Origin of the sequence: Mucilaginibacter psychrotolerans (genome assembly GCF_004519315.1) — a bacterium.
GTDB lineage: Bacteria > Bacteroidota > Bacteroidia > Sphingobacteriales > Sphingobacteriaceae > Mucilaginibacter > Mucilaginibacter psychrotolerans.
In genome coordinates this window covers 131,944-153,939 of the sequence record NZ_SOZE01000013.1, presented here as the reverse complement: position 1 = coordinate 153,939, position 21,996 = coordinate 131,944, and the positions used below count along the sequence as shown (strand labels likewise).

Annotated in this window: 15 protein-coding genes; 3 read left to right on the top strand and 12 right to left on the bottom strand. The window is 46.2% G+C overall.

Annotated elements, in window-relative coordinates; all coding sequences use genetic code 11:
• Positions 1-265 precede the first annotated feature (265 nt).
• The 5 genes from E2R66_RS14420 to E2R66_RS14400 all read right to left on the bottom strand — a co-directional run bounded on the left by E2R66_RS14420 (position 266) and on the right by E2R66_RS14400 (position 8,953).
• Positions 266-1,426 (bottom strand): glycoside hydrolase family 76 protein, encoded by a 1,161-nt coding sequence (locus E2R66_RS14420; protein WP_133231905.1) that lies wholly within the window; start codon positions 1,424-1,426, stop codon positions 266-268.
• Positions 1,427-1,577: 151 nt separating this feature from the next.
• Positions 1,578-2,717 carry a SusE domain-containing protein gene (locus E2R66_RS14415; RefSeq protein ID WP_133231903.1) on the bottom strand — a complete coding sequence of 380 codons (1,140 nt, stop codon included), beginning with the start codon at positions 2,715-2,717 and terminating at the stop codon, positions 1,578-1,580.
• A gap of 33 nt (positions 2,718-2,750) precedes the next feature.
• Positions 2,751-4,403, bottom strand: a complete 1,653-nt coding sequence (locus E2R66_RS14410) for a RagB/SusD family nutrient uptake outer membrane protein (protein WP_133231901.1) — start codon at positions 4,401-4,403, stop codon at positions 2,751-2,753.
• 11 nt (positions 4,404-4,414) lie between these two features.
• Positions 4,415-7,744: a TonB-dependent receptor gene (locus E2R66_RS14405; protein WP_133231899.1), complete on the bottom strand. Its 3,330-nt coding sequence runs from the start codon at positions 7,742-7,744 to the stop codon at positions 4,415-4,417.
• A gap of 261 nt (positions 7,745-8,005) precedes the next feature.
• Entirely contained in the window at positions 8,006-8,953 is a 948-nt protein-coding gene (locus E2R66_RS14400; protein ID WP_133231897.1) for a FecR family protein, read from the bottom strand.
• A gap of 272 nt (positions 8,954-9,225) precedes the next feature.
• On the opposite strand from E2R66_RS14400, the gene E2R66_RS14395 reads away from it, so the two are divergent.
• The 3 genes from E2R66_RS14395 (at position 9,226) to E2R66_RS14385 (ending at position 11,308) form a co-directional block, all read left to right on the top strand.
• Positions 9,226-9,780, top strand: coding sequence for a dihydrofolate reductase family protein (locus E2R66_RS14395; protein WP_133231895.1), 555 nt, complete (start codon positions 9,226-9,228; stop codon positions 9,778-9,780).
• Positions 9,781-9,906: 126 nt separating this feature from the next.
• Positions 9,907-10,917 (top strand): PDDEXK nuclease domain-containing protein, encoded by a 1,011-nt coding sequence (locus tag E2R66_RS14390; RefSeq protein WP_133231893.1) that lies wholly within the window; start codon positions 9,907-9,909, stop codon positions 10,915-10,917.
• Positions 10,918-10,951: 34 nt separating this feature from the next.
• Positions 10,952-11,308, top strand: coding sequence for a glyoxalase superfamily protein (locus E2R66_RS14385; RefSeq protein WP_133231891.1), 357 nt, complete (start codon positions 10,952-10,954; stop codon positions 11,306-11,308).
• A gap of 22 nt (positions 11,309-11,330) precedes the next feature.
• Here E2R66_RS14385 and E2R66_RS14380 read toward each other — a convergent pair whose 3' ends face one another.
• From E2R66_RS14380 to E2R66_RS14350, 7 genes are all read right to left on the bottom strand, one after another.
• Positions 11,331-11,921, bottom strand: coding sequence for an RNA polymerase sigma-70 factor (locus tag E2R66_RS14380; protein ID WP_133231889.1), 591 nt, complete (start codon positions 11,919-11,921; stop codon positions 11,331-11,333).
• A gap of 178 nt (positions 11,922-12,099) precedes the next feature.
• On the bottom strand, positions 12,100-13,359 hold the full coding sequence (locus E2R66_RS14375; RefSeq protein WP_133231887.1) for a YeiH family protein: 1,260 nt from the start codon (positions 13,357-13,359) through the stop codon (positions 12,100-12,102).
• A gap of 28 nt (positions 13,360-13,387) precedes the next feature.
• Positions 13,388-14,902, bottom strand: a complete 1,515-nt coding sequence (locus E2R66_RS14370; protein ID WP_133231885.1) for a hypothetical protein — start codon at positions 14,900-14,902, stop codon at positions 13,388-13,390.
• Positions 14,903-14,933: 31 nt separating this feature from the next.
• Positions 14,934-16,361: a DoxX family protein gene (locus tag E2R66_RS14365; RefSeq protein WP_240049322.1), complete on the bottom strand. Its 1,428-nt coding sequence runs from the start codon at positions 16,359-16,361 to the stop codon at positions 14,934-14,936.
• A 24-nt stretch (positions 16,362-16,385) separates the two neighbouring features.
• Positions 16,386-17,690, bottom strand: a complete 1,305-nt coding sequence (locus tag E2R66_RS14360) for a RagB/SusD family nutrient uptake outer membrane protein (protein ID WP_133231883.1) — start codon at positions 17,688-17,690, stop codon at positions 16,386-16,388.
• 11 nt (positions 17,691-17,701) lie between these two features.
• On the bottom strand, positions 17,702-20,839 hold the full coding sequence (locus E2R66_RS14355; RefSeq protein ID WP_133231881.1) for a SusC/RagA family TonB-linked outer membrane protein: 3,138 nt from the start codon (positions 20,837-20,839) through the stop codon (positions 17,702-17,704).
• Positions 20,840-21,491: 652 nt separating this feature from the next.
• Positions 21,492-21,875 (bottom strand): RNA recognition motif domain-containing protein, encoded by a 384-nt coding sequence (locus E2R66_RS14350; RefSeq protein ID WP_133231879.1) that lies wholly within the window; start codon positions 21,873-21,875, stop codon positions 21,492-21,494.
• Positions 21,876-21,996: the final 121 nt, after the last annotated feature.

The window sequence follows — 21,996 nt, the reverse complement described above, 5'->3', positions numbered from 1 at the left end:
CCTTAATAGGCCCTCATTAAAAACCTCATTACTAATAGATTGTAGTAAATTTCCCAACTTTTGTGTCTCGATTCTTGCGCTAAAATCATTTTTTTACCCTTAAGTTGACGGCTATGCCTCTCAAGAGGGGGCGTGCGGGCCAGTGCGGTGGCGGGGGGGGGGGTGCCGTAAAGCAAATCGCACAAACACACCCCTGCACCCCTCTCAAGAGGGGAATCGCACATTCCCACCGCTTTTCTTTGCGCCCCATCGCTATAACATAAATTTAAAATACCCCCGCAGCTTTCAACCTTGCTGCGGCTTCTATCATCGTCAACCCGCTTATTTGGGTAGTAAGATCGATAGTGCCGGATGGTGCCGATTTCCAATCGGGGCTCACCGTCATGGCTGGTCTGCCAATGCCTTTGGTAAACAGCGTTTGCGCGTTGTATTTCAAAAACTTTACGTAAGCATCTTTATTAGCTGGCGTAATATCCGGACTTTGAATCAGCAGGGTTAAGTATCGTACCAATATGCCCTTGAACAAACCTCCATCGCCCTGCCCTTCAGAACGCAGCAGGCCGCCCGGTGAGATATCCGTATCCACGATGGTTGCACTGGCGTTGCGGGTTGCATCGGCCAGATAGCTTGCATCTTTGGTAACGTTATACAGCTCCAAAGCAGCGCCAATGTAAACACCCTGGTTATAAGTGAATTTATTCTTGCTAATCTGCCCATCATGATTGCCGTTTATGCCATCCCAAATGATGCCGGTGGCGGGGTCTACCAGGGTGGCTTTCATCCAGGTGTACAAGTCCTTGGCCAGGGTCAGGTCGGCCGCATTGTTTTTCAAGCGGTACAGGCGACAAGCAAATATAATGGCAGGCGCGTTTGCCGGGGTGTTCTTATAATCGAGCTGACTTTTGCGCCAGGCTATACCGCCACCCTGGTTGGTATTTACGCCTGTTTTTATATCCGTCCACAATATGTTGGCGGCATCCAGGTAATCGTTATCATTGGTTACCTCATAGGCGCGCAGGCTTGCCAGTGCCAGCCATTCCATATCATCGTAATACTCGTTCTGATACTTGTTACCGTTGGTAATACGTGTACCGTTCAACAACGATTTCATGCGTTGCTTATAGATATCGTTACCTGTGCGTTGAAAGGCATCGGTAAAGGCATCAAGCGTGTGGGCCTGCGGCCAGTAGTTATAATTGGTGTTGCCTCCGTTATCCTGCTTAAAATAGTTTCCGTTAGCCGAAATATAGTTGTTATATGTAGCCGTTTGCAGCGAATCGGCCGTTTCGGCCCAGGTGTAATTGATAACCACCGTTGCTTTGTTGCCATATAGCGGGAAAGGCTTATCCTTTAAGCAGGAAGTTAGCATCAGCGGGATAAGGCCCACTATTGTCACTTTGCCTATATATTGGGTAATGTTCTTCATTTGTGTGATGTTTAAGGCAACAACTATTAAATTACCCTCTGTAAACTCTGCGCCTCCTTTGTGTACTCTGTGTTAAAAATTAAACACAGAGATATCAGAGCAGACACAGAGCGCAGGGAGTTTTTTTTGTTACCGGGTTTAAATCCTATCTCTAATTAACCTTAACCGAGTGGGTGTAATTAGCCACGTTGCCGCTAAAATCCACCTTGATATCTGCCGTTTTATTGTCGGCAGCACCGGTAAACTTAAAGCAGTAATCGTACTGCGAATTATTTACAGGCACCATGTAGTAGAACGATGGTGCGGTACCCGTATCCGGGCGGCTGTTATCAGAATTGGTGCTACCATAGTACTGCGTGCTGGTGGCACCTGCGGCATCCTTAAAGGTAAACCTGAATTTGTAACGCTCATCCCTACCCCACGATTCCTGGTGGAATACGATAGACGCGCCATCTATTTCCCAAACGCCCGCAGCCTTGTAAGGCAAATCGAACCAGATCTTGTTGTCAGCAGCAAACCAAAGGCCTACCGAAACCACCTCTGTTGTTTTAAATGAGGCCACGTTAAAATCCACCTCTATGCGTTGCACTTTGGCATCGCCGGTTACTGTGGTGTTGCCTGCTTCGGTAAGTTTTGTACCATCGTATGAATAGGTAGATGGCGTACCGGTGTTACGATCTGCAAAGTGGTAAGTACCCGCTTTAAGCGATGTAAAGGCCTCGAATTTGCCTGGTGCTGTCAATTTAAATTTGATAGCTTTAGTCAGGTCGTCGCCACCTTCGGTTGCCGTACCGGTTAGATAAAGCTCGGTAGGGATATCGGTAAAGCCTGCGGGGCGTTGTATCTCTACTGTACGTATCTCTGTAGATTTTTGCACGTTGATGCCTTTTGACGACATTACCGTCCAAATTACTTTGCCCGATTCCTGCGGCTTTACGCCCGCTGCGGTGGCAATTTTGTTCAGGTCGCTAAAAGTAAGGCTCAATTTATTATAAAGGCCATTACCATCAGAAGGCACCGAGTAAAGGGGTTTTGAAAAATCGCCGCCCTCTTTATCGAATGCCACCTCATATAAAACCAAACCATTATCTTCTGCACGTGCCTGCGCCCACTCGAAGGAAACCGAGCCGGAAGCACCCGAGGCAATCTTTACGAATTTGTTGTTCTCGGGAGCAAAAAGCGTGCTCACTGCCGATACGTTGGTGTGGTTAAGCGTTTTGTCTTTTTTGCAGCCCGATACCACCAACACAATAACTATAAAAGCCAGGAGGCTATAAAATATCTTCTTCATGTTTTTAAGCTTAAAGTTTTATTAATAAATAAATTACCAACCCGGGTTTTGCGTAAGGTTGGGGTTAACATTACGCTCATCGCGCGGGATGGGCCATAAGTAGGCTTTGCTTTTATCAAAGCTGCGCAGGTTAGCGCGGATGTAGCCATTATCGATAGAAGCTGTACCGTATTTGGCACCATGCGCCCAACCATTCAGCACGGTCTCAGCGGTTTGCCATCTGCGTATATCGAATATCCTCAGGCCTTCCATCGCCAGCTCGGTGCGGCGTTCGTTGCGCACTATGTCGCGCAGCGTAGTTTGTGCACCGCCCGGGAAATTCAATGCGGCAGCATCGGTAAAGCCTGCGCGGCTGCGGATTGGTTTGATGGTTCTATCCCAAACACCTGCATCCATCTGACCCAGCTCGTTTTTGGCTTCGGCATACATCAGCAACACATCGGCATAACGTATCATAATCAAATTCAACCCCGATTGGAAATTGGTTGCCGATGTAGGATCGTAATACTTGCGGATGTAATAACCAGTTGGCGAGCTTACCGCGCCCGAGGCGTATTCATCAGTACCGCGGCCGGTGTTGGCATCAGGCGCCGGGTCTGAGCCTGGTTTGGTATAGATGGTTTTGGTGGTGCCGTCGGGCTTTTTCCATTGGTACAGGTTGTAAACAACGGTGTTAGTTAAGCGCGGGTCACGGTTTACATACGGGTTATTCTCATCGTAGCCACTGCCCGCATCGCTTATCTTTTTGCCATTAGCCATCAGGTAACTATCCACCAGTTCCTGCGTTGGGGCAAGTGCATTTAGCCTTGCGCCTACCGATAGCGGTGCAAAATCAAAAAAGCTGTTGTAGGTGCGGTTGGTTACGTTGGGTACGTACTCCAGATCCAGTATCACCTCGTTGTTATACTCGTTCTGCGGTAAAAATAAGCCTTCGTAAGAACTGAACAGCCCGTATGTCCCATTACTGTTATTACCAATGAGTTGTTCGCAGGTAGTAACCACATCAGCCCAGCGGCTATCGTAAAGTTGTACCCTTGCTTTTAATGCAAAGGCAGCGCCTTTGGTAATGCGGCCACGGTCGGCAGCGGGGTATGCGGTATTTACCGGCAACACAGCGGCTACCTCATCCAGTTCTTTCAGTATAAAATCAATCACCTGCGCTTTTGGGGTGCGGGCAATGGTTTTAGATTCATCAATGGTGATATCCTTATCTACCAAGGGCACATCGCCAAACCAGGTTTCTAACTGAAAAAAGTGGAACGCGCGGATAAACCTTGCCTCGCCTTTCATACGGGCCTTCAGATTAGCATCCAGGGTGGTTACCCTGTCCACGTTCTCTAAAAAGATATTGCAGGTTTTTATGCCCGAATAATGGTAGTTCCACTCATCTTTTACGCGGCCTAATGATGCATCATAGGTACCTGCCGCGAGCGATGCTACGCCGCTGTTATCACCCCTACCGTTGTAGGCATTATCAGAAGCGCCTTCGTTGTAAAAGAACCAGTCGTTACGGTACATTTGCGAGTAAGCAGTGTTGAGCACACTGTTGGCTTTCTCGGTAGTGGTCCAGTAATTTATATCGGTAAACTTGTTTGCCGGTGCAAGGTCGAGTTTCTTACAGGCCGACGTAAAAACAATCAGCATAATGAAGAACGCAGCCTTATTATAGTTTTTAATCTTTTTCATGATAGCAATATTTATAAGGTTACATCAATGCCAAACCCGTAATAAATTGGCGTAGGGTATGCCCTGCCGCTGTTAGCGCCACCCGCCTGTACATTACTGTTAAACTCGGTGCTTTCAGGGTCGAGGAATTTCATACCTGAGATAGTAAGGATGTTTTGGCCGGTAAGATATGCCCTAACCTTACGCATGCCTATTTTTTTGGCGATGCCACCAGGAAGCGTATAGCCAAACTGTACGTTCTTTACCCGCAGATACGAGCCATCGAAGAGGTACATATCCGAGCCGCGGCGGAAGTTATTCTCGTTACTTTGGCTGCCATTTGCGGCCAGCCGCGGGAAACGTGCATCAGGGTTTTGCGGGGTCCAGTAATCCAACTGATGCTGGTATATCACCTGCGAGTAACCAAAGTGGAAAGGCTCTACCTGTTCGCCGCGCACAAACATGCTACGCTTGCCTACGCCCTGCGCAAACACATTCAAATCGAAACCTTTGTAGGTAACGTTATAGGTAAAGCCAAACGTTAAGCGCGGGAAACCGTTGCCTAAAACGAATTTGTCGTTATCATCTATAATGCCGTCGCCGTTTACGTCTACATAGCGGTTATCGCCCGGCACTACGTTCACACCGGCAAATTTAGGCCCATTGTTTACATCGTCCAGGTTTTGGAAATAACCATCGCGTTTGTAGCCAACGTACGAGCCTATGGGCAGGCCAACTTTGTTGATGATTTGCATCTCGTCGTAGCTGCGCAACTGGTCGCCGCCTTCCAGGTAAAGCACCTTGTTTTTAGAGTCGGCAACGTTAAAGGAGAACGAGTGATTGAAACCACCTGTTTTCAGTCGGTAGCTGGCATTCACTTCCCAGCCGTGGTTTTGCACCTTGCCGGCGTTATAATCGGGCAGGCCCGCGCCGAAAGTGCCAGGCACTATTGGCGGCAATAAAATATCGCGGGTTATTTTGTTGAAATAATCTACCGACAGGCTAAGCGCGTTGTTCAAAAACGTTGCATCCACACCTACGTTAAAGGTAGCCGCCCGCTCCCAGCGGATATCCGGGTTGGCAAAGGTGATGGAGGTGCCGCTTACGCTGGAATTGTTGAAACCATATGCATCCTGGAAGGGCCCGTAGGTACGCTGATATTGGTAATCGCTTACGTTTTGGTTACCCAAAATACCGTAGGATGCGCGGAGTTTCAAGTCGCCCACCTTACTGCGGTAGTTTTCCATAAAATCCTCCTCGGTTAAACGGTAACCGCCCGAAATGGAGGGGAAAAACGCGTTGCGGTTTTTCTTGGCGAATTTAGAGGATGCATCCACCCTGAAATCAACCTCGCCGTAGTATTTGTTTTTGAATGAATACCCTGCGCGGCCAAATAAAGAGTTGAGGCTGGTTTCTACCGTGTTGTTGTTCGTCCCTGTAGATGATGGGTCGATAATAGTGCCTGTTACCGGTGTACCCAGCTCCGGGTCGGTATATTTTAGGTGCAGGAAATTGCTGGTGTTGTTGGTGCTTTCGTTGGCTACACCTACCAGCACATCTACATTATGGTTTTTAGCAATGGTTTTGGTGTACTGCGCCAAAAACTGCGTGTTGATGAACAGGTTTTTGTTGTTGTCATCATCGGTATTCCTGTCTGCTCCATAAGTGCCTTTAGGCAGGTAGTTCACCTGTATTACCCGGCCAAACATGTGGTTAGATAGCAGCGTACCGCCAAAAACGCCTTTCAGTTTCAGGTCTTTGGTAACGGTAAGCTCTGCGTTAAGGTTACCAAAGATGTTGTCGTTATCGCGCTTGCGGTAGCCGCCTTTCTCCAAAATACCCAGCGGGTTAAATTCCTGCAAAACATCGTTGGTAAGGAAGTTGCCATCCGCATCCTGTATCTTGTAATAGGTAGGCGTACGTCCTGCATCAACAATCAGGGTTGAGGTATTGTAGGAATGCTCCTTAATTTCGGTACGCGCGTAAGCCAGAATACTCGTCAGCTTTAACCTGCCGAACTCGGTAGTGAGGTTCATGCGGTAATTGTAGCGCCTGAGGCCGTAATCGGGGCCAACCAAATTGCTGCGCTGGTCGGTTACGCCGGCTGAAACCATGTAGGTTGTATTGGCTGCGCCGCCACTCAGGGCCAGGTTGTGGCTTTGCTGCTCACCGTTTTTCAGGATAGCATCTAAAAACCACTCGTTATCGCCATTTTGCTGTAAAGCCCGTATTTGCGCCGGACTATAAATGGGCTGCAAACCGGCGTTTACTACCGTTTCGTTGCGCAGGATAGCATTCTCGAAACCCTGCACCGGTTTATAGCCTACATGCGGCATCTGCACGCCTGCCTGCCCGTTGTAGGTTAGGGTTGCGCCGGCATTCTTTTTACCTTTTTTTGTGGTTACTAAAATTACGCCATTGGCCGAACGAGAACCATAGATGGCCGCGCTGCCCGCATCTTTCAGTATCGATACGCTTTCTATATCCTGCGGATTCAGCAGGTTGATATCGCCGCCGGTAATACCGTCTATCACTACCAAGGGACTGTTGTTACCCAGCGTACTTACGCCGCGGATATTGATATTGGCATACGCGCCCGGCTCAGCGCTGGTTTGCTGTATGGTTAAGTTGGGCAACGTACCCTGCAAAGCCTGGGTTAGGTTTACCGATGGCTTGCCCTCTATGGCTGCCGACGATACCTGGTCTACCGCGCCTATTACGTTCAAACGTTTTTGCGTACCGTAACCAATCACGATGACTTCGTTGAGCGAAGTACGCTCTGGCAGTAACCGGGTGTTTACCGTAGTTTGCCCGTTAAGCGGCACTTCTTTGGCGGTAAAGCCAATAAAGCTGAACACCAACGTACCGGTTGCATCGGGCGCATCTAAGATAAAGTTGCCGTTGATATCCGTTACCGTGGCAATGGTAGTTCCTTTAATCCTAACGCTTACGCCCGGCAAGGGCAGGTTGGCATCATCAGTTACCTTACCGGTAATCTTGGCGAATTGCTTTGCAGGCCTGGCCGCTACGGCATTTGCATCGCTGCGCTCGCTGATAACCACTACATCGTCGATGATCTTGTATAAGAGGTTAAACGGAGTTAAAACCTCATTCAGTACCTGTTTGATACTTTTGTTGCTTGCATTAACGCTTACTCTGTAGCCTGGCTTCAGCACATTATCGGCATAGGCAAACTTCAACTGCTTATCGGCAGAAATTTTGTCCAGCACATCGGTAAGCTTTTCGTCTTTCAACTTAAGCGTTACCGGCTGCTCCAGAAATTTCTGGCCGAAAGAGTCGTTTGCGATGGCCGAGAGGCACATGAGGCAAACCACAAAACAGGCGAGCGAGGTAAATTTCATTAATATAAAAACATAACGAACTACTCCATTTGAAAATAGAGATATATTCATAAATTTGAAAAAATTAAAGTGTTTGAAATTCAAGTGTTTCGTTCTGAATTGGACCTCTAAACGCTACACTTAATAATAACCCGGCATTTTAATCAACCCTGCTCAAATCCCTTTGGCCAGGGTTTTTTTATTTTTTATGTCATTGCTGTCTTCCTTGTTTTTGGGGTGAACTGATAATTGGTTGTATCTCTTGTTATTAATGATTTGATTTTAGCAGCCCTTGCCTTTAAAATGGTATACCTGCCCCTCCTGCACCACTTTACCCTTTACCAATTTGGATATGATCACCATAATGTTCTGCAAGGACACGTTGGTAAAATTGGCCGATATAGTACATTTCAGCAGGTTGGCATCTGCAATCATTTTTACATTATAGCGATGCTGCAAAGCGTTCAAAACTTCGCGCAAGGCCATGTTTTTAAACACAAGCCCGCCATCTTTCCAATTGCTTAAGGTGGCTGCATCAACGCCGGTTAATTTGAGAGCGGTATTGTTTTTTTTGTTGATATAAACTTCTTCTGTTGGCGTAAGGAACACGGTTTGCGCAGGCTTGTTACCCTCAGCTGCCGGAATAACGCCCACCTTGCCGCTGGTTACATCTACCTTCACAAAAGTATCTTCCGGGTAGGCCTTCACGTTGAAACTGGTACCCAACACCTGCGTGCGGATAGCCCCCGTATGCACAATAAACGATTTGGATGCATCGTGCACAACCTCCAAATAGGCCTCACCTTCGAGGGTAATCTCCCGTAAATTACCGCGAAATTCGCTGGGATAGCTTAGCTTGCTGCCACCGTTTAGCCAAACTTTGGTGCCGTCGGCCAGGGTGTAATTCAGTACCTGCCCGTTGGCGGCGATAAGCTGTTTGGTTTGTATAGGATAAAAATAATTGCGAAAACTATTGTGATACAGGGCCAGAACCGCCGATGACATTACTACAAGGGCAACAGACGCCGCAACAATCCACCTGCGCGATGCAACCCGCCGCTGCGGCAGTGGCTGATCTATAACCGAGATGATGCGGTTGTAAACCCCCTCGCCGTCGAACTCCGAATCGTAATCCGCAGCTTTTTGCCCGTTAAGCCGCAAATCGTCAAAGTACTTTTCTACAAGTTTTTCCTGCTGCGAGCTATCGCCAGCCTGGTTACGTTTTTTCAAGAAGGTATGCGTTATTGGTGGTTTATATAGGTAAGATGCAATTGCAGGGGCTACCCCCTAAACAATGTGAAAATATTTTGCAGGATGGATATCCAACACAAACGGGTGACTATATTTTGTAACTATATGACAGACTCCATGAGCGAAGTTGATCCACAATCTGGGGCTCAAAACGCCCTTTTTTTGCCGCGATTACCCTCACCATTGTGCATGCCGTTTTATATTTTTGATTTTAATCCTCGCGAACCAATCAAAAACTAATACCTAAGCAAATGAGAAAAGTAATCTACGCCACCAACATTACCATAGATGGCTGCTGCGACCACACCAAAGGCATTGCCGATGACGAACTGCACGAATACTTTACAGAATTATTGCGGGGTATGGGCCTGCTGGCTTACGGGCGTAAAACGTACGAATTGATGGTACCTTTTTGGCCCGAGGTTGCCAAAAACCAGTCGATGGGTAAAGCCACCAATGAGTTTGCCAGGGTATTCGATTCGCTGGAAAAGCTTGTTTTCTCTCAAACCCTAACCAGTGTCTACGACCACAACACCACCATTAGCCGGGCAGATCCGGCGGAAGAGATATTGAAATTAAAGCAAGGCGAAGGAAAGCCGATAAGCCTGGGCGGCGTATCGTTTTCATCGCACCTGATAGCATTGGGTTTGGTTGATGAATACCATTTTGTAGTACAACCTTTTATTGCCGGAGAAGGTACACGGCTATTAAAAGGCATCACACTGCCGGAAACATTAGGCTTAAAATTGGTAGAAACGAAGATCTTTAAATCGGGGTGCGTAGCACTTCACTATGTAAAACAGTGATGATAGGGCTGATGGCAAGAGCGGTCTGAACTGATCGTGATTAGGGTACTGTTGTGTATTGTGCTTGTTCCCTTTTTACGATACTCTTTCCTATTTTTGGATTAAAAGTTATACGACCTGGAAATTATGGCGGAGTTGGTAAATCAAAGTGAATATCAAAATCTTATTGGGAGCATCTCAACCATTTATGAGGAGGGACGATCTAAAGCGATACAAGCTGTAAATGCCGGATTATTGGATACCTATTGGCAAATAGGGCGTCATATCGTGGAATTTGAGCAAGAAGGTGTAGAGCGTGCAAGGTATGGTTCCGATTTATTACCCAAACTATCTAAAGATCTCTCCATGTTAAATGGCAAGGGATTTAGCTTAAGCAATATAAAGCGCATGAGACAGTTTTATATCGCTTACCCAAAAGGTGCGACGGTGTCGCACCTTTTGGGCTGGTCGCACTATGTTGAATTGCTAAAACTAGAAAACCATTTAGAGCGATCTTTCTATCAACAACAGGGCATCAACGAACGCTGGAGTGTAAGAGAATTGAAACGCCAAATAAATACCTCATTGTTTTTACGCCTTGCCTCATCTAAAAACAAAGAAGCTATAATAGCTCTCGCCGGGCAGGGGCAAAAGATTTTGCATCCAAATGATATTATTCGCGATCCGTATATCCTGGATTTTCTGAAAATACCCGAACCGTACCACTATACAGAATCTGAACTTGAAAAACGGATAATTGAAAATTTACAGCACTTTTTGTTGGAGTTAGGAAAAGGATTTGCATTTGTGGGCCGACAATATAGAATAACCCTGGGAAACCGGCATCATTATGTGGATTTGGTTTTTTATCACCGCATACTTAAATGTTTTGTGCTGATAGACCTTAAAAGAGAAGAAGCGGGCTACGAAGATGTAGGCCAAATGAATATGTACCTCGGTTATTTCGAAAATGAGGAGAATACAGAAGGCGACAATCCCCCGATAGGAATTGTGCTGGCAAAGCAAAAAGATGACCTGCTTATTCAGTATGCTATGCATAATGTTTCGTCGCAATTATTCGTTAGTAAATATCAATTGTATCTGCCAAACAAGGAAGAGTTAAGAGCATTGATTGAAGAGCAACTGAACGACAATTGAGTATTTTCATTGTTTGCAAACAACAATCTCATTCATGAAAATTTTAAGCACAACCCCGGTAAGCCATGTTTCTGATATCAAAAAAACTACAGCCTATTATACCAATATACTGGGCTTTAGTGTAGATTTTGAGCATGGCGATTATGTAGGCTTAACCTATGGTGATGCCTGGATCCATTTAAGCGAACCTAAACACAATGGCATTAAAAAACCTGCGGGTAAGGCCTTGTTCTGCTTCTATTGCGACGATTTGAATGCTTATTACCATGAAGTTACTGCCAAAGGTGCCATACTTGAGTTCGATATTGGCGACCGGAGTTACGGGCTGCGCGATTTTAGCGTAAACGATGAAGACGGCAACACCTTGATTTTCGGTATGCATTTGGTGTAGGTGCCAACCTCGGTAAGCGGCTTTACCGCAACATCTCCATCAACAGCATAACGGCTATAGTTGGCAAATAATCCGTTAGCCCGTTACGGAGGTAGCGCAAGGCAATGGTCATTTGGTTTTCTACAGTTTTTACAGATATACCCAGGCGGATGGCAATTTCTTTATTGCTTAAATATTCTTTGCGACTGAGGGTGAATATCTGGCGGCATTTCTCGGGTAGCCGGGCAACATTATCTTCCAGCACGCGGCTAATATCGTTCTGTAGCAAACGGCTATCGGCACTGTACTTTTCGGCGAGGGCCTCAATGGCCGATACATCTAACGTAGCCCTTTGCGTGCGGATGTAAACCAGCACCCTGTTTTTTATGGCCACCTTTAAGTACCACTCCAATGAAGTAATCTTCAATTCGCTGCGTTTAGCCCACAAATCAATAAACAGCTCCTGCACCAGGTCCTCGCATACATCCCTATCACGGAACAGATTGTAGGCAGCGTAGTAAAGCTTGGGCGAATATTTTTTATACAGTATCTCAAATGCCTTACGGTCATCCAGCCTCAGCAGTGCTAACAGGTCTGCATCGGGCCACATTTGAAATTCCTGTTCTGGAAGCATAAATGGGTAAAAAACGGTTGATGAATTGGTAAGGCATAATTACAAGTTTATTTTTAAAAAGGAAAATTTTTGTTCTTAACGAGAATAATGCATCTGTGGTAAGCAATAAAAATAGCCTGAGAACACAAAATGGCCTCCGAACAACCGAAGGCCATTTTGGAATTATAAAACCTTTCCGCTATCTAAACAATATCAACGCTATGCCAAGTGTGATAAATATATTGAAGGTTTGTGCTATCAAAAAAGCATATAATGGCTTCTTGCTGTTCTCATTAAAAAGATCCTTAAAGTTGGTTTCTAATCCGATGCTGGTAAAGGCTAAGGCAAACCAAAGGCCCTGCAGGTTTTTCAGGCTATCTTTCACCAAAAGGTTAGTTGCCGGAGGCACCAGGAAAGAAAACAGCAACGATGCACCAATAAAACCCAGTACGAATTTGGGGAAACGCTCCCAAATAACGCGTAGGGTTGGCTTGGTATCTTTATCTTTTGCCGAGGGATGTTTGGTGTAGGTCCAGTAAATAGAGATGGCGAAGGCGGCCAAGCCCAACAAAACATTTTGAGAGAATTTAACGATGGTGCTCACCTTTAAAGCCACCTCGCCAACCAAACTGCCTGATGCTACTACAGCTCCGGTGGTATCTATACTGCCACCCAGCCATGCCCCCGTAACGGGCTGCGAAAAGTTAAAATAATGCGCAATGATGGGCATAAATATCATCATGGGTATAGCAGTAATCAGCACCATAGAGATCACATAGCTTAGCTTTTTCGAGTCGCCTTTGATGGCACCTGCTGTTGCAATTGCTGCCGAAACACCGCAGATGGATACCGCGCTGGAGATCATCATGGCAATCTCGTCATCTACCTTCAGTTTTTTACAAACCCAAAAAGCAAAGTACCAAACTGAGGTAACTACCAGCAAAGCCTGGATCAATCCTAGTGAGCCTGCCTTCAAAATGTCGCCAAAAATTACGCTGGTACCTAGTATCACTAAACCAATTTTCACAAAAAGTTCGGTTGATAAGGAAGACTTGAGCCACTCCGGCAGTTTAATAAAGTTGCTGATGGCGAGGCCTATCACCAGGCTAAAAATAACCGCCTCCAAATTCAGTGCTTTGGCCTTACTGCTGCCGGCCAGTACTAAGGCGATAATAGTAAGCGCATAAACCAGCGGGAAACCGAGCGCATAATTGCGGATGGGCTTACCGGTGATCAGCGCGCCTATGCCGCCAATGATGAGCGTAAAAACAAACTGCTCCAGTATTTTTACGAGGTTACCGGTGCTTAGCACTTTACCAGATAGATCAGCGCCATCTTTCCAGGCGAAGGTGGGTACGGGCAGCAGGAAACCTGCTATGGCCAGTATAATAATTAATGAACCTAAAATAACCACGGCCCAATCTTCGTGCAGGGTTAGTTTAGCTGGGGATGTTGACATGTTGTTATGATAATTAATTGTTTGATAATTAAAAGGCTTTTATACTGGTTTGCCTGCCTTCTACAAGCGGGTACTTCTTCGGGTCCTTGTCTAAAACTACGTAAATAGAATCTTTAAACTCGTTTCTCCCACTTAAAATAATTCGGTTTGGCGTTGGCCTGCTATAGTGCAAAACCTGCTTTTCGTTTTTGTAGTGTATGTTTTTATTTTGCAGGTAAAGGATATGCTTAACCGTGTCGGCTTTGTAATAAAAATACCGCCTTTCGCCTGCCATTCCGCCCACTTCCCAGCGGGTTACACCCAAATCGCGTGGTTTGTTCTGCTTAGCCAATCTATCGGCGTTTTGCGAACTCGCTTCGTTCAATTTCCGATTTTTGCTTTGGGTTACCCTTAGTGGCGAGTAGCCTATCATCCTGTCGGCAATGGCTCCGCGATTGGTTTTATAACTTAATGACGACCAGCCCTCGAAGGTCGCATCCTGCCAGCGGATAGAATCTTTTGGCGAATAGGGGATCACTTTATTATTGAGCCTAAACTCACTTACCTGGTAATAGCTCTTCGCATCGGGCAGTCCCGGTGTGCTGGGGATATTATAGTTATTGCCATAAAAAAAGCCATAACCCCATAAAGCAACGGTTACCGGCACAAAGGCGATATTGAAAACGGCTTTTGTTGCTGCTTTGAGGCGGCGCTGCGAGGTTTGGTTTAATACGGGGTAGTAATGATAGGGCTGCAAATTGTCTCGCTCCTTTACAATGAGGTTCCATATTTTGGGCAGATCGTACCAGGTGATAAACAAACCGATAATAGCAAAGTAAGCCGCCGGTACTGCCACGCCTGCATCATAAGCGTGGTTGGCAATACAAATATTGAAGGTAACAACGGCTGCCAGCGCTGCGCCTAAAACCGCCGTTTTACGGTGCAGTAATAAAATGCCCGGAATAAATTCCGCGAAGCCTAAAAAAACCGTGTATCCAAAGGATACCCCCACGTGCGACCAATACAGCTTCTTCTCCGCCATATCAATAAAGGGCGTATTCAGCATACCCACTGTTGGGTAAACCATTTGCATAGGGAAGATCTTTTTGCAACCCCAGCCTATCATGCCGTAAGCAAGGCGGTAGCGGGCAAGCACACGTATCCAATAGTACAGCTTATCATAAGAAAGCGTTTTCCGGTCAATAGCTGTCCAGATACCTGCACCTGCTACCGAACCGGCAAAAACCAATATCAGGTTGATATAGTTGAGAATACCGAACACCCCTTCTTCCGATTCGATGGTGATGATCTGCGGCGGCCAAAAGGCTACAATGGTTTGAAAATCGTTGTAGGTGATCTTGCCCCATTTTAAGCTGAACAAATGCTGGTAAAATGCGGAGTACAGCGGGATGCACAAAAACAGCATATACAGGAAACCTATCCTAAAGGCTACTTTTTGGTTAGTTGTCCACGCTTTGGAACTGCCCGGCGCTGTGGGCTTTTCCGGCTGATAATCTACAGGTATTTCCTGTACATCATCGGGGTGCGTAATTAATTCTGACATATCTTTTAATTTTATTTGATGATTGAACAGCTTAAATTTTTACGGCCCGGCGGCGGCCTTCCAACATCATGTATTTTTTGTTGATTCTGCCCAGTACCACGTGGATAGAGTCGCGGTTCTCGTTGATACCGTTTAGCACAATGGTGGAGTCGTTGGGGCGGCTGTAGGTGAGGAACAGCTTTTCGCTGCGCTCGTTAATGTTCTTATTTTGCAGGGCAAGCGTGTGTTTAAAGGTATCTGCTTCATAATAAAAATAATGACGACCACCATGCCCGGCCAGTTCGTAATTGCGGTCGATGTCTTTTTCGTGATACCCCTCCCCGCTCGAAAAATCAATTTTCACCGGGCGATTAACTTTTATGGTAAGGGTTGACCATTTTTCGAAAACCACATCCTGCCAGCGGTTACGGTCGGTTTTAGAATAGGGGATAGTATCCTTATTCAACACAAACTGTTTCACATCATAATAACCGTATGCCTTACTTAAACCCGGTGTGCGGGGAATTTTATACGGATCGTTGTGGAAACTGTCAAAAGTTTTCCAGCCAAAAAGCAACACAAAAAGCAGGAAGGCGGTGCGCAACACCCTGCGTGTATCGCGTAGCTTTTTATCGGCATAAACCGGTACCAGTTTATTGGCATAAGCAGGGATTTGCAGCACCAGCAAATCGTAAAGCCTTGGAATATCATACACAAACAGGAAAGCCGCTATCAACACAATGTAAGTGCTCAACACCTGCTCACCCACATCATAAAAACCGTTAACCACGGCCACATTGCCTATAAAGCCGAATATCAGCCCAACGCCAAAGGTCACGGTTTTGCGGTTAAACAGCAGGAAGGCAGCCAGTATCTCGATAAAACCCAAGAACGATTCGTAATTAGGTGATATGCCCAGCGTTTGGAAATAGATCTTCCAGGCAAAGAAATCGCCGTAGTTGGTAAGCAGGTCGCTTAGCGATGGATAAGGCATTTGCAGCGGGAATAGCTTGATAAACCCGTAGGTGATAAGCACCGCCGCCAACCTGTACCGCACAATTACCCGCAGCCAGTAGTATAAAATACTGTACTCTCTGCGCTTGCTATCCAGCCTTGCCCAAACAATAGCGCCCACCAACGATATAACCAGGCTTATCCCCCAGTTACCAAATCCGCCCCAGCCAAATTTAGCGAGGCTTTCCTGCGAAATAAATTGCGGCTGGTACTTGGTCAGCTTTAGCAGATCGTAAAAATGCAGGTGCAGCCAGTTAATGCTGAATAGCTCGCGGTAAAATTTCCAGTCGAGGGGTACACTTAGCAGTACCAGGAAGATGAAAAAGAAACGGAACAAATTTAACTGCCAGCCTTTCCATTCCTTAAAAACCTGCGTGGGTTTGGCAATACTACTTAAATGCCCGCCAAGCCGGTGCAGCCAATCCCCTGCTGGGGATTGTGCTTTGTTGGTTAATGCTTCGCTCATAATTTGTGATTTATATTGTGATGATTAATAACCCGGGTTTTGTACCAATGCCGGGTTAGCCAAAATTTCGGCACCGGGAATTGGGAAGATATATTTATTGGCATCGCTAAGGCTTAGCACTGCTGGTGCGCGCCCTGTGCGCACCAAATCAAACCAGCGCTGCGGCTCCAGGGCAAACTCTACCCTGCGCTCGTTTTCAACCGCCAGCAAAATATCGTCGGCAGTGGCTGCAGTACTGGCTGCAATCCCCGAGCGAAGCCTTACGGCGTTGAGGTCAGCTAAAGCATCGGCAAGATTGGGTGTTGCTTTTTTGGCCCTTGCTTCTGCACGGATCAGGAACAATTCTGCTGTGCGGATCACATAACCGGCAGACACGTTTGTTGGCGAAATGCCCCCGAAAATTGCCGTGCCTGTTTTTGTGGCCAGTATTTTACGCCCGCCGCCAACGGCTGGGTCGTTTAGCAGGTTGTAAAGGGTTGCTTTAGGTTCCAGCGCGCGGTTATTACCATTCCATAAAGAAAATGCGGGGTTAAGATCTGTGGTGTTATAGGATAGTTCCAAAACCGATTCGGTTGTTCCGGCAGCTAAGGCAAACGGGGTATTAAGCTTGTAGCCGGCATTTGCCAGTACTAAACTCGCATCACTTTCGGCTTCCTGGTATTTCTGCAGGTAAAGGTTAAGGCGTGCCCTCAAGGCATAAACCGTAAATTTAGTGGCCCGGTTACGTACAACGGTAGCAGGCAACAACGCTTCGGCTTTGTTCAAATCATCAAGCACCTGGGCGTAAACCTGTGCTTGCGTGCTTTTTGGCGTACCAACCTTATCGGCCACTACATTGGTTGGCGTTAAAAAAATGGGCACGTTGCCAAACAAACGGGCAAGGTCAAAATACGATATCGCCCTGATGAAGTAACCTTCGCCCAAAAGCTGATCTTTAAGCGCCGCCGTTAGGTTAATATCCGTTACACCCGGTACTTTTTGAATAATGTGATTTGCCCGGTTAATGGTATTATAATCATTGGCCCATAGGGTTAGCAGCAACGGAATATCCGAGCGCAGGCTGTAGTTTATGACGTTAAGGTCGGTTTGCGCGTTATTAATTGAGCGCACATCGCCGCCCGATTGCAGCACGATGTTTTGAAAAGTTGAGCTATTGTTTAAGCTGGCAAGGCCACGATAAGCACCACGTACGGCAGTTTGTGCCGATGAGGCATCAAATATGGTGTTTTCATCAGATACCTGGTTGTATGATGGTACCTCCAGGTATTTTTTGCAGGATTGCAGCGATAACCCGGCTATTACAGTTATCAGTATTATTATCTTTTTCATGTGCTGTAGTGTTAAAAAGTGAGGTTTACGCCAAATTGAACACCTACCGGTTGTGGTGGCGTGGCGGTGTCTATACCCTGCAGGTTGGCTACACCGCTACCCGATGATTCGGGATCGGGACCGGTATAGTGGGTAAACAATAACAGGTTAGTGCCCTGTACATAAACCCGTAAGCGCTGTATATTGAATTTATTGGTTAAGGCCTTTGGCAGCGTATAACCTACCACCAGGTTTTTTAGGCGGATAAAAGACCCATCTTCCAGGTAGCGGCTATTTTGCTCTATATTGTAGTTGTTGCCTACACTGGTTACGCGCGGCGTATTGGTGATTTGCCCGGGCGTTGTCCACCGGTTAAGCTGGCTGGCCAAAATAGAGCGTGATGCATCGCGGGTACCGCCACCTTCTAAAATATATTTGTTAAAGTTGAACACGCTGTTGCCATACTGGAAGGAGAAGAACGCGCTCAGGTCAAAATCGCGATAGGTGAATGTGTTGGTAATACCGCCATAAAATTTAGGGTACAGGGTACCCAGCAACATCCTGTCGGCAGAGGTTACGGTGGTGCCCGTTGTACCATCAGCATGCTGGAAAACAGCGTTACCGGTTTGCGGGTCTACATACAATTGCTTGTACAGCCAAAAGCTTAGCAGCGGTGCGCCCTGCACATCGCGCAGGTATTCGCGGGCCTCAAACGTGATGGGGCTGGCCAGTTTTTCGGCCTTGTTAATATTGCGCGAGAAGTTAAAGTTGGTTGTCCATTCAAACTTGTCAACCTTAATGTTGGTTGTATTAATGCCTATCTCAATACCTTTATTACTAATCTCGCCTGCATTGGCCAGGGTGCTTGAATAGCCGGTTGATGTTGGTACCGGTAAATTAAGTAATGCATTTTTAGTGTATTTGTAATAGGCTGTAAGATCTATCGATACACGGTTGTTAAACAAGCCCAGATCGATACCGGCGTTGTAAGTAGTGGTGGTTTCCCATTTCAGATCGGGGTTGGCCAATTGCGCGGGTGCGGTACCCGCTTTAGAGCCGCTTGTCAGGTTATCCGGGTATTGCGCCGCACCAGACCATAAGCCCTGCGCCGCGTAATCGTTTAAACCATTTTGATTACCTGCCTGCCCAACGCTTGCACGGAACTTCAGATCGGAGATGGTTTTGTTATCTTTAAGAAAAGACTCTTCTTTTATCCGCCAGGCAGCACCTACGGCCGGAAAATAACCCCAGCGATTATTAGCACCAAACTTGGACGAGCCATCGGCCCTGATAGAACCTTCGAAGTAATACTTCTCGCTGATGTTATAGTTTATCCTGCCGAAAAATGACGCTATAGTTGATTTTGATTTGTTTTCTGATGAGGTGCGCACGGCTGCCGATGATATCTCCTTGTAGGAATTATTTGGAAAACCGTAACCGGTAGCGCCTGTGGCATCAAGCGTAGTGGTTTGGATGCTGTTACCAATTAATACATTCAGGCTCTGGTGCCCGCCAAGATCCTTGGTGTATGATAACGTTTGCTCATTTTGAAAAATGGTATAGTTGGTAATAACCGAGTTTTTATAGCCGCCGGGGTAAGTAACACCGCCGGTAATGGTTTGGTCATTGAAGTACTCTCCCTCTTTGTAGAGGTCATAATCAAGGCCTACCGATGTTTTAAATTTCAAGCCCGTCAACAATTTCACCTCTAAAAACTGGTTACCAACGTAACGGGTGCTGTTGGTAGAAATATCAGTAATATCGGTATTGATGAGGTTTTCTACGTTCTCGTAAAGTGAGCCGCGGGCAAGGGTGCCATCCGGGTTATAAATAGGCAGGTAAGTTGGCGAGTGTAATGCGGCCAATAAATGCCCGGCAGCCTGGCCCGCACCATCGCGCACCTGCTGGCGAATAGAGTGATACACGCCATTACTTGAGCCAAAAGTGAGGTACTTGCTAAGTTTTATATCGAAATTAAGCTTAACACTGGCCCGTTTAAAATCTGCCGGGATCAGGATAGATTGCTGATCGGTGTACCCGGTGCCTATGTAATACCTGATCTTGGCACTGCCACCTGTAACATTAAAATCATAGTTCTGCACTTTTGCCGTGCGAAACTCTTCGCTCAATTTATCATAGGTCTGCTGCTCTTCCGGTAAACCACGGCCGGCAACGCCGTTGATCACCTCGCTTGCCGGGCGGAAGGGCCTGTTGGCAAAATTTTGGTTTAGCGCAGGATTATCAATGCCCGAGTTTATCCACTGCTCGTTCACCAGCATGGCATGCTCGGGGCCGGTGGTGAGTTTCCATAAACGGCTTTTATCGGCCCACTGGAAACCATTGTAGGTATTTAAATTAAACCTGGGTTTATCTGAACCATACTCGCCGCGTTTAGTGGTAACCAAAACCACCCCGTTTGATGCACGCGAACCATATATGGCAATGGCGCTGGCATCCTTTAATACTTCTATGCTTTCAATATCGGCAGGGTTTATATCTGCAAGCGGCGAAGTTTTCTTGCCGCCCAAATCGATGGTGGCAAGTGAATTGTTATTGGCTATGATACCGTCTATAACAAATAGCGGGTCGTTACTGGCGTTAATAGATGCCGTACCACGTACCACTATGCGCACACCCTCGCCAGGCATGCCCGATAGGGTGTTCACCTGCACACCTGCGGCCTTACCCTGCAGCTGTGCATCAAAACTGGCAACCGGGGTATTTTTGGTTTCCTGCGCGCTTATTTTACTTACCGAACCAATAAGGCTTTTACGGGTTTGCGTGCCATAACCTACTACAACCACATCGTTTAACTGGTTAAGGCTGGCTTTCAATTTTATTTCTACCGGGCTGCCATCAACCACCAATTCCTGCTTGTCAAAACCGGTAAAGGTTACGATGAGTGTGTAAGGGAATTTTTGGCCGGTTACAAAACTGAAACGACCATCTGCGTCAGCAGCAACTGCATGGGTAGTACCTTTTATAGTTACCACAGCACCTGGCAGCGGCTCTGTGGTAACCGCATCTGTTACCCGCCCGGTTAGTTTTGAATTGATAATGGGTGTTGTTGGCGTTTGTGCCGATGCTATAAATGAACTAAGATTTAATAGCGCAAAAAGAGAAAAGAAGAGTGTTATCCGCGAAGATTTGGCATGGATAAATATTTCCATATATTTAACATGGTTAAGTGAATGATGAATTTTATTTGCTTGGCTGACAATGAAGGCTGGCGTGTGATTGCCGTTACGTGGCCGGCCTTTCATTTTGTTTAACCGGCAAGGCTTCCTTGCCGGTTTGTTTTTTTATGTTGTGATTAACACATTGCTTTTGGAGGTTGAACTTTGGGGGATTATTTGTTTGGTGATTTAGCAAGCGTTATCGGCCTGCTTTAGGGTAGCCACTTTTAATTTGGCTATTGATCAGCAACAACATATCAAACAAATACCTGCAAGAGCAGGCATCGCTTGATTTAAAGCAGCTACACCGGGAAGCGTAGCATTTGTATTTGTTATATTATTTTTCATGTTGCGGGGCAAACATAAATAATAATATTTATTCTACCAAATCCATAGACTAACTATTTTAAAACAGAAAGCGACAACTTATTAAAGAGCGTATCGGTAGAGGGCAACAATAGCGTAAACCCACGTTATTTGTCAAACCAATGACTATTAATCTGCCGCATTTTCTGAAAGGAAGAAACTTTTGCAACCTTTATTGCAGGTAAAACCGCGCTGTTAAATAGACATAAATGCCAAAGGCCTCCGAAATATCGAAGGCCTTTGGCGTTTACTATATATAGTGGTTTATTTATTTAGTGGTTTATTTATTGTTTCGCGGACGCCTTGGCCTTAAGCCTGTGCCTGATGCGGCAGCGGCAGGTTGGCGTTCAACCCTGCTGTAATTTGAAGTAGTTGCAGGTCTCCTGCCAAAAGACGACGGAGCGGGCTTCTTTTTAACGTCTTCTTCGCGGGTAATTTTTACGGTCAGGAAACGGTCGGCTATCGGGCTGCCATCCAACTCGTTTACGGCATTTTGGGCATCCTCTTCAGTTGCTACTTCTAAAAAAGCGTAGCCCTTACATACCCTTGTTTTTTTATCTCTAACAATTTTGATGGTCACCACGGGGCAATACGGGTCGAACATCTGAACAAGTTCCATTTCGGTTATATCCAAGGAAAAACCACTAACGAATATTTTAATCATGTCTGTTGCAATGTGTACTATATCAGGCAAATAAAAGATAATTTACCGGGGGCATTAGGCAATTATCAAATTCTGTAGATTTATTTGTCTGCAAAGTTAAACATTACAATTTATATTATAT

Coding starts and splice junctions, on each gene's coding strand:
- E2R66_RS14420 (WP_133231905.1), bottom strand. CDS start 1,426: ATGAAGAACATTACCCAATATATAGGCAAAGTGACAATAGTGGGCCTT.
- E2R66_RS14415 (WP_133231903.1), bottom strand. CDS start 2,717: ATGAAGAAGATATTTTATAGCCTCCTGGCTTTTATAGTTATTGTGTTG.
- E2R66_RS14410 (WP_133231901.1), bottom strand. CDS start 4,403: ATGAAAAAGATTAAAAACTATAATAAGGCTGCGTTCTTCATTATGCTG.
- E2R66_RS14405 (WP_133231899.1), bottom strand. CDS start 7,744: ATGAAATTTACCTCGCTCGCCTGTTTTGTGGTTTGCCTCATGTGCCTC.
- E2R66_RS14395 (WP_133231895.1), top strand. CDS start 9,226: ATGAGAAAAGTAATCTACGCCACCAACATTACCATAGATGGCTGCTGC.
- E2R66_RS14390 (WP_133231893.1), top strand. CDS start 9,907: ATGGCGGAGTTGGTAAATCAAAGTGAATATCAAAATCTTATTGGGAGC.
- E2R66_RS14385 (WP_133231891.1), top strand. CDS start 10,952: ATGAAAATTTTAAGCACAACCCCGGTAAGCCATGTTTCTGATATCAAA.
- E2R66_RS14380 (WP_133231889.1), bottom strand. CDS start 11,921: ATGCTTCCAGAACAGGAATTTCAAATGTGGCCCGATGCAGACCTGTTA.
- E2R66_RS14375 (WP_133231887.1), bottom strand. CDS start 13,359: ATGTCAACATCCCCAGCTAAACTAACCCTGCACGAAGATTGGGCCGTG.
- E2R66_RS14370 (WP_133231885.1), bottom strand. CDS start 14,902: ATGTCAGAATTAATTACGCACCCCGATGATGTACAGGAAATACCTGTA.
- E2R66_RS14365 (WP_240049322.1), bottom strand. CDS start 16,361: ATGAGCGAAGCATTAACCAACAAAGCACAATCCCCAGCAGGGGATTGG.
- E2R66_RS14360 (WP_133231883.1), bottom strand. CDS start 17,690: ATGAAAAAGATAATAATACTGATAACTGTAATAGCCGGGTTATCGCTG.
- E2R66_RS14355 (WP_133231881.1), bottom strand. CDS start 20,839: ATGGAAATATTTATCCATGCCAAATCTTCGCGGATAACACTCTTCTTT.
- E2R66_RS14350 (WP_133231879.1), bottom strand. CDS start 21,875: ATGATTAAAATATTCGTTAGTGGTTTTTCCTTGGATATAACCGAAATG.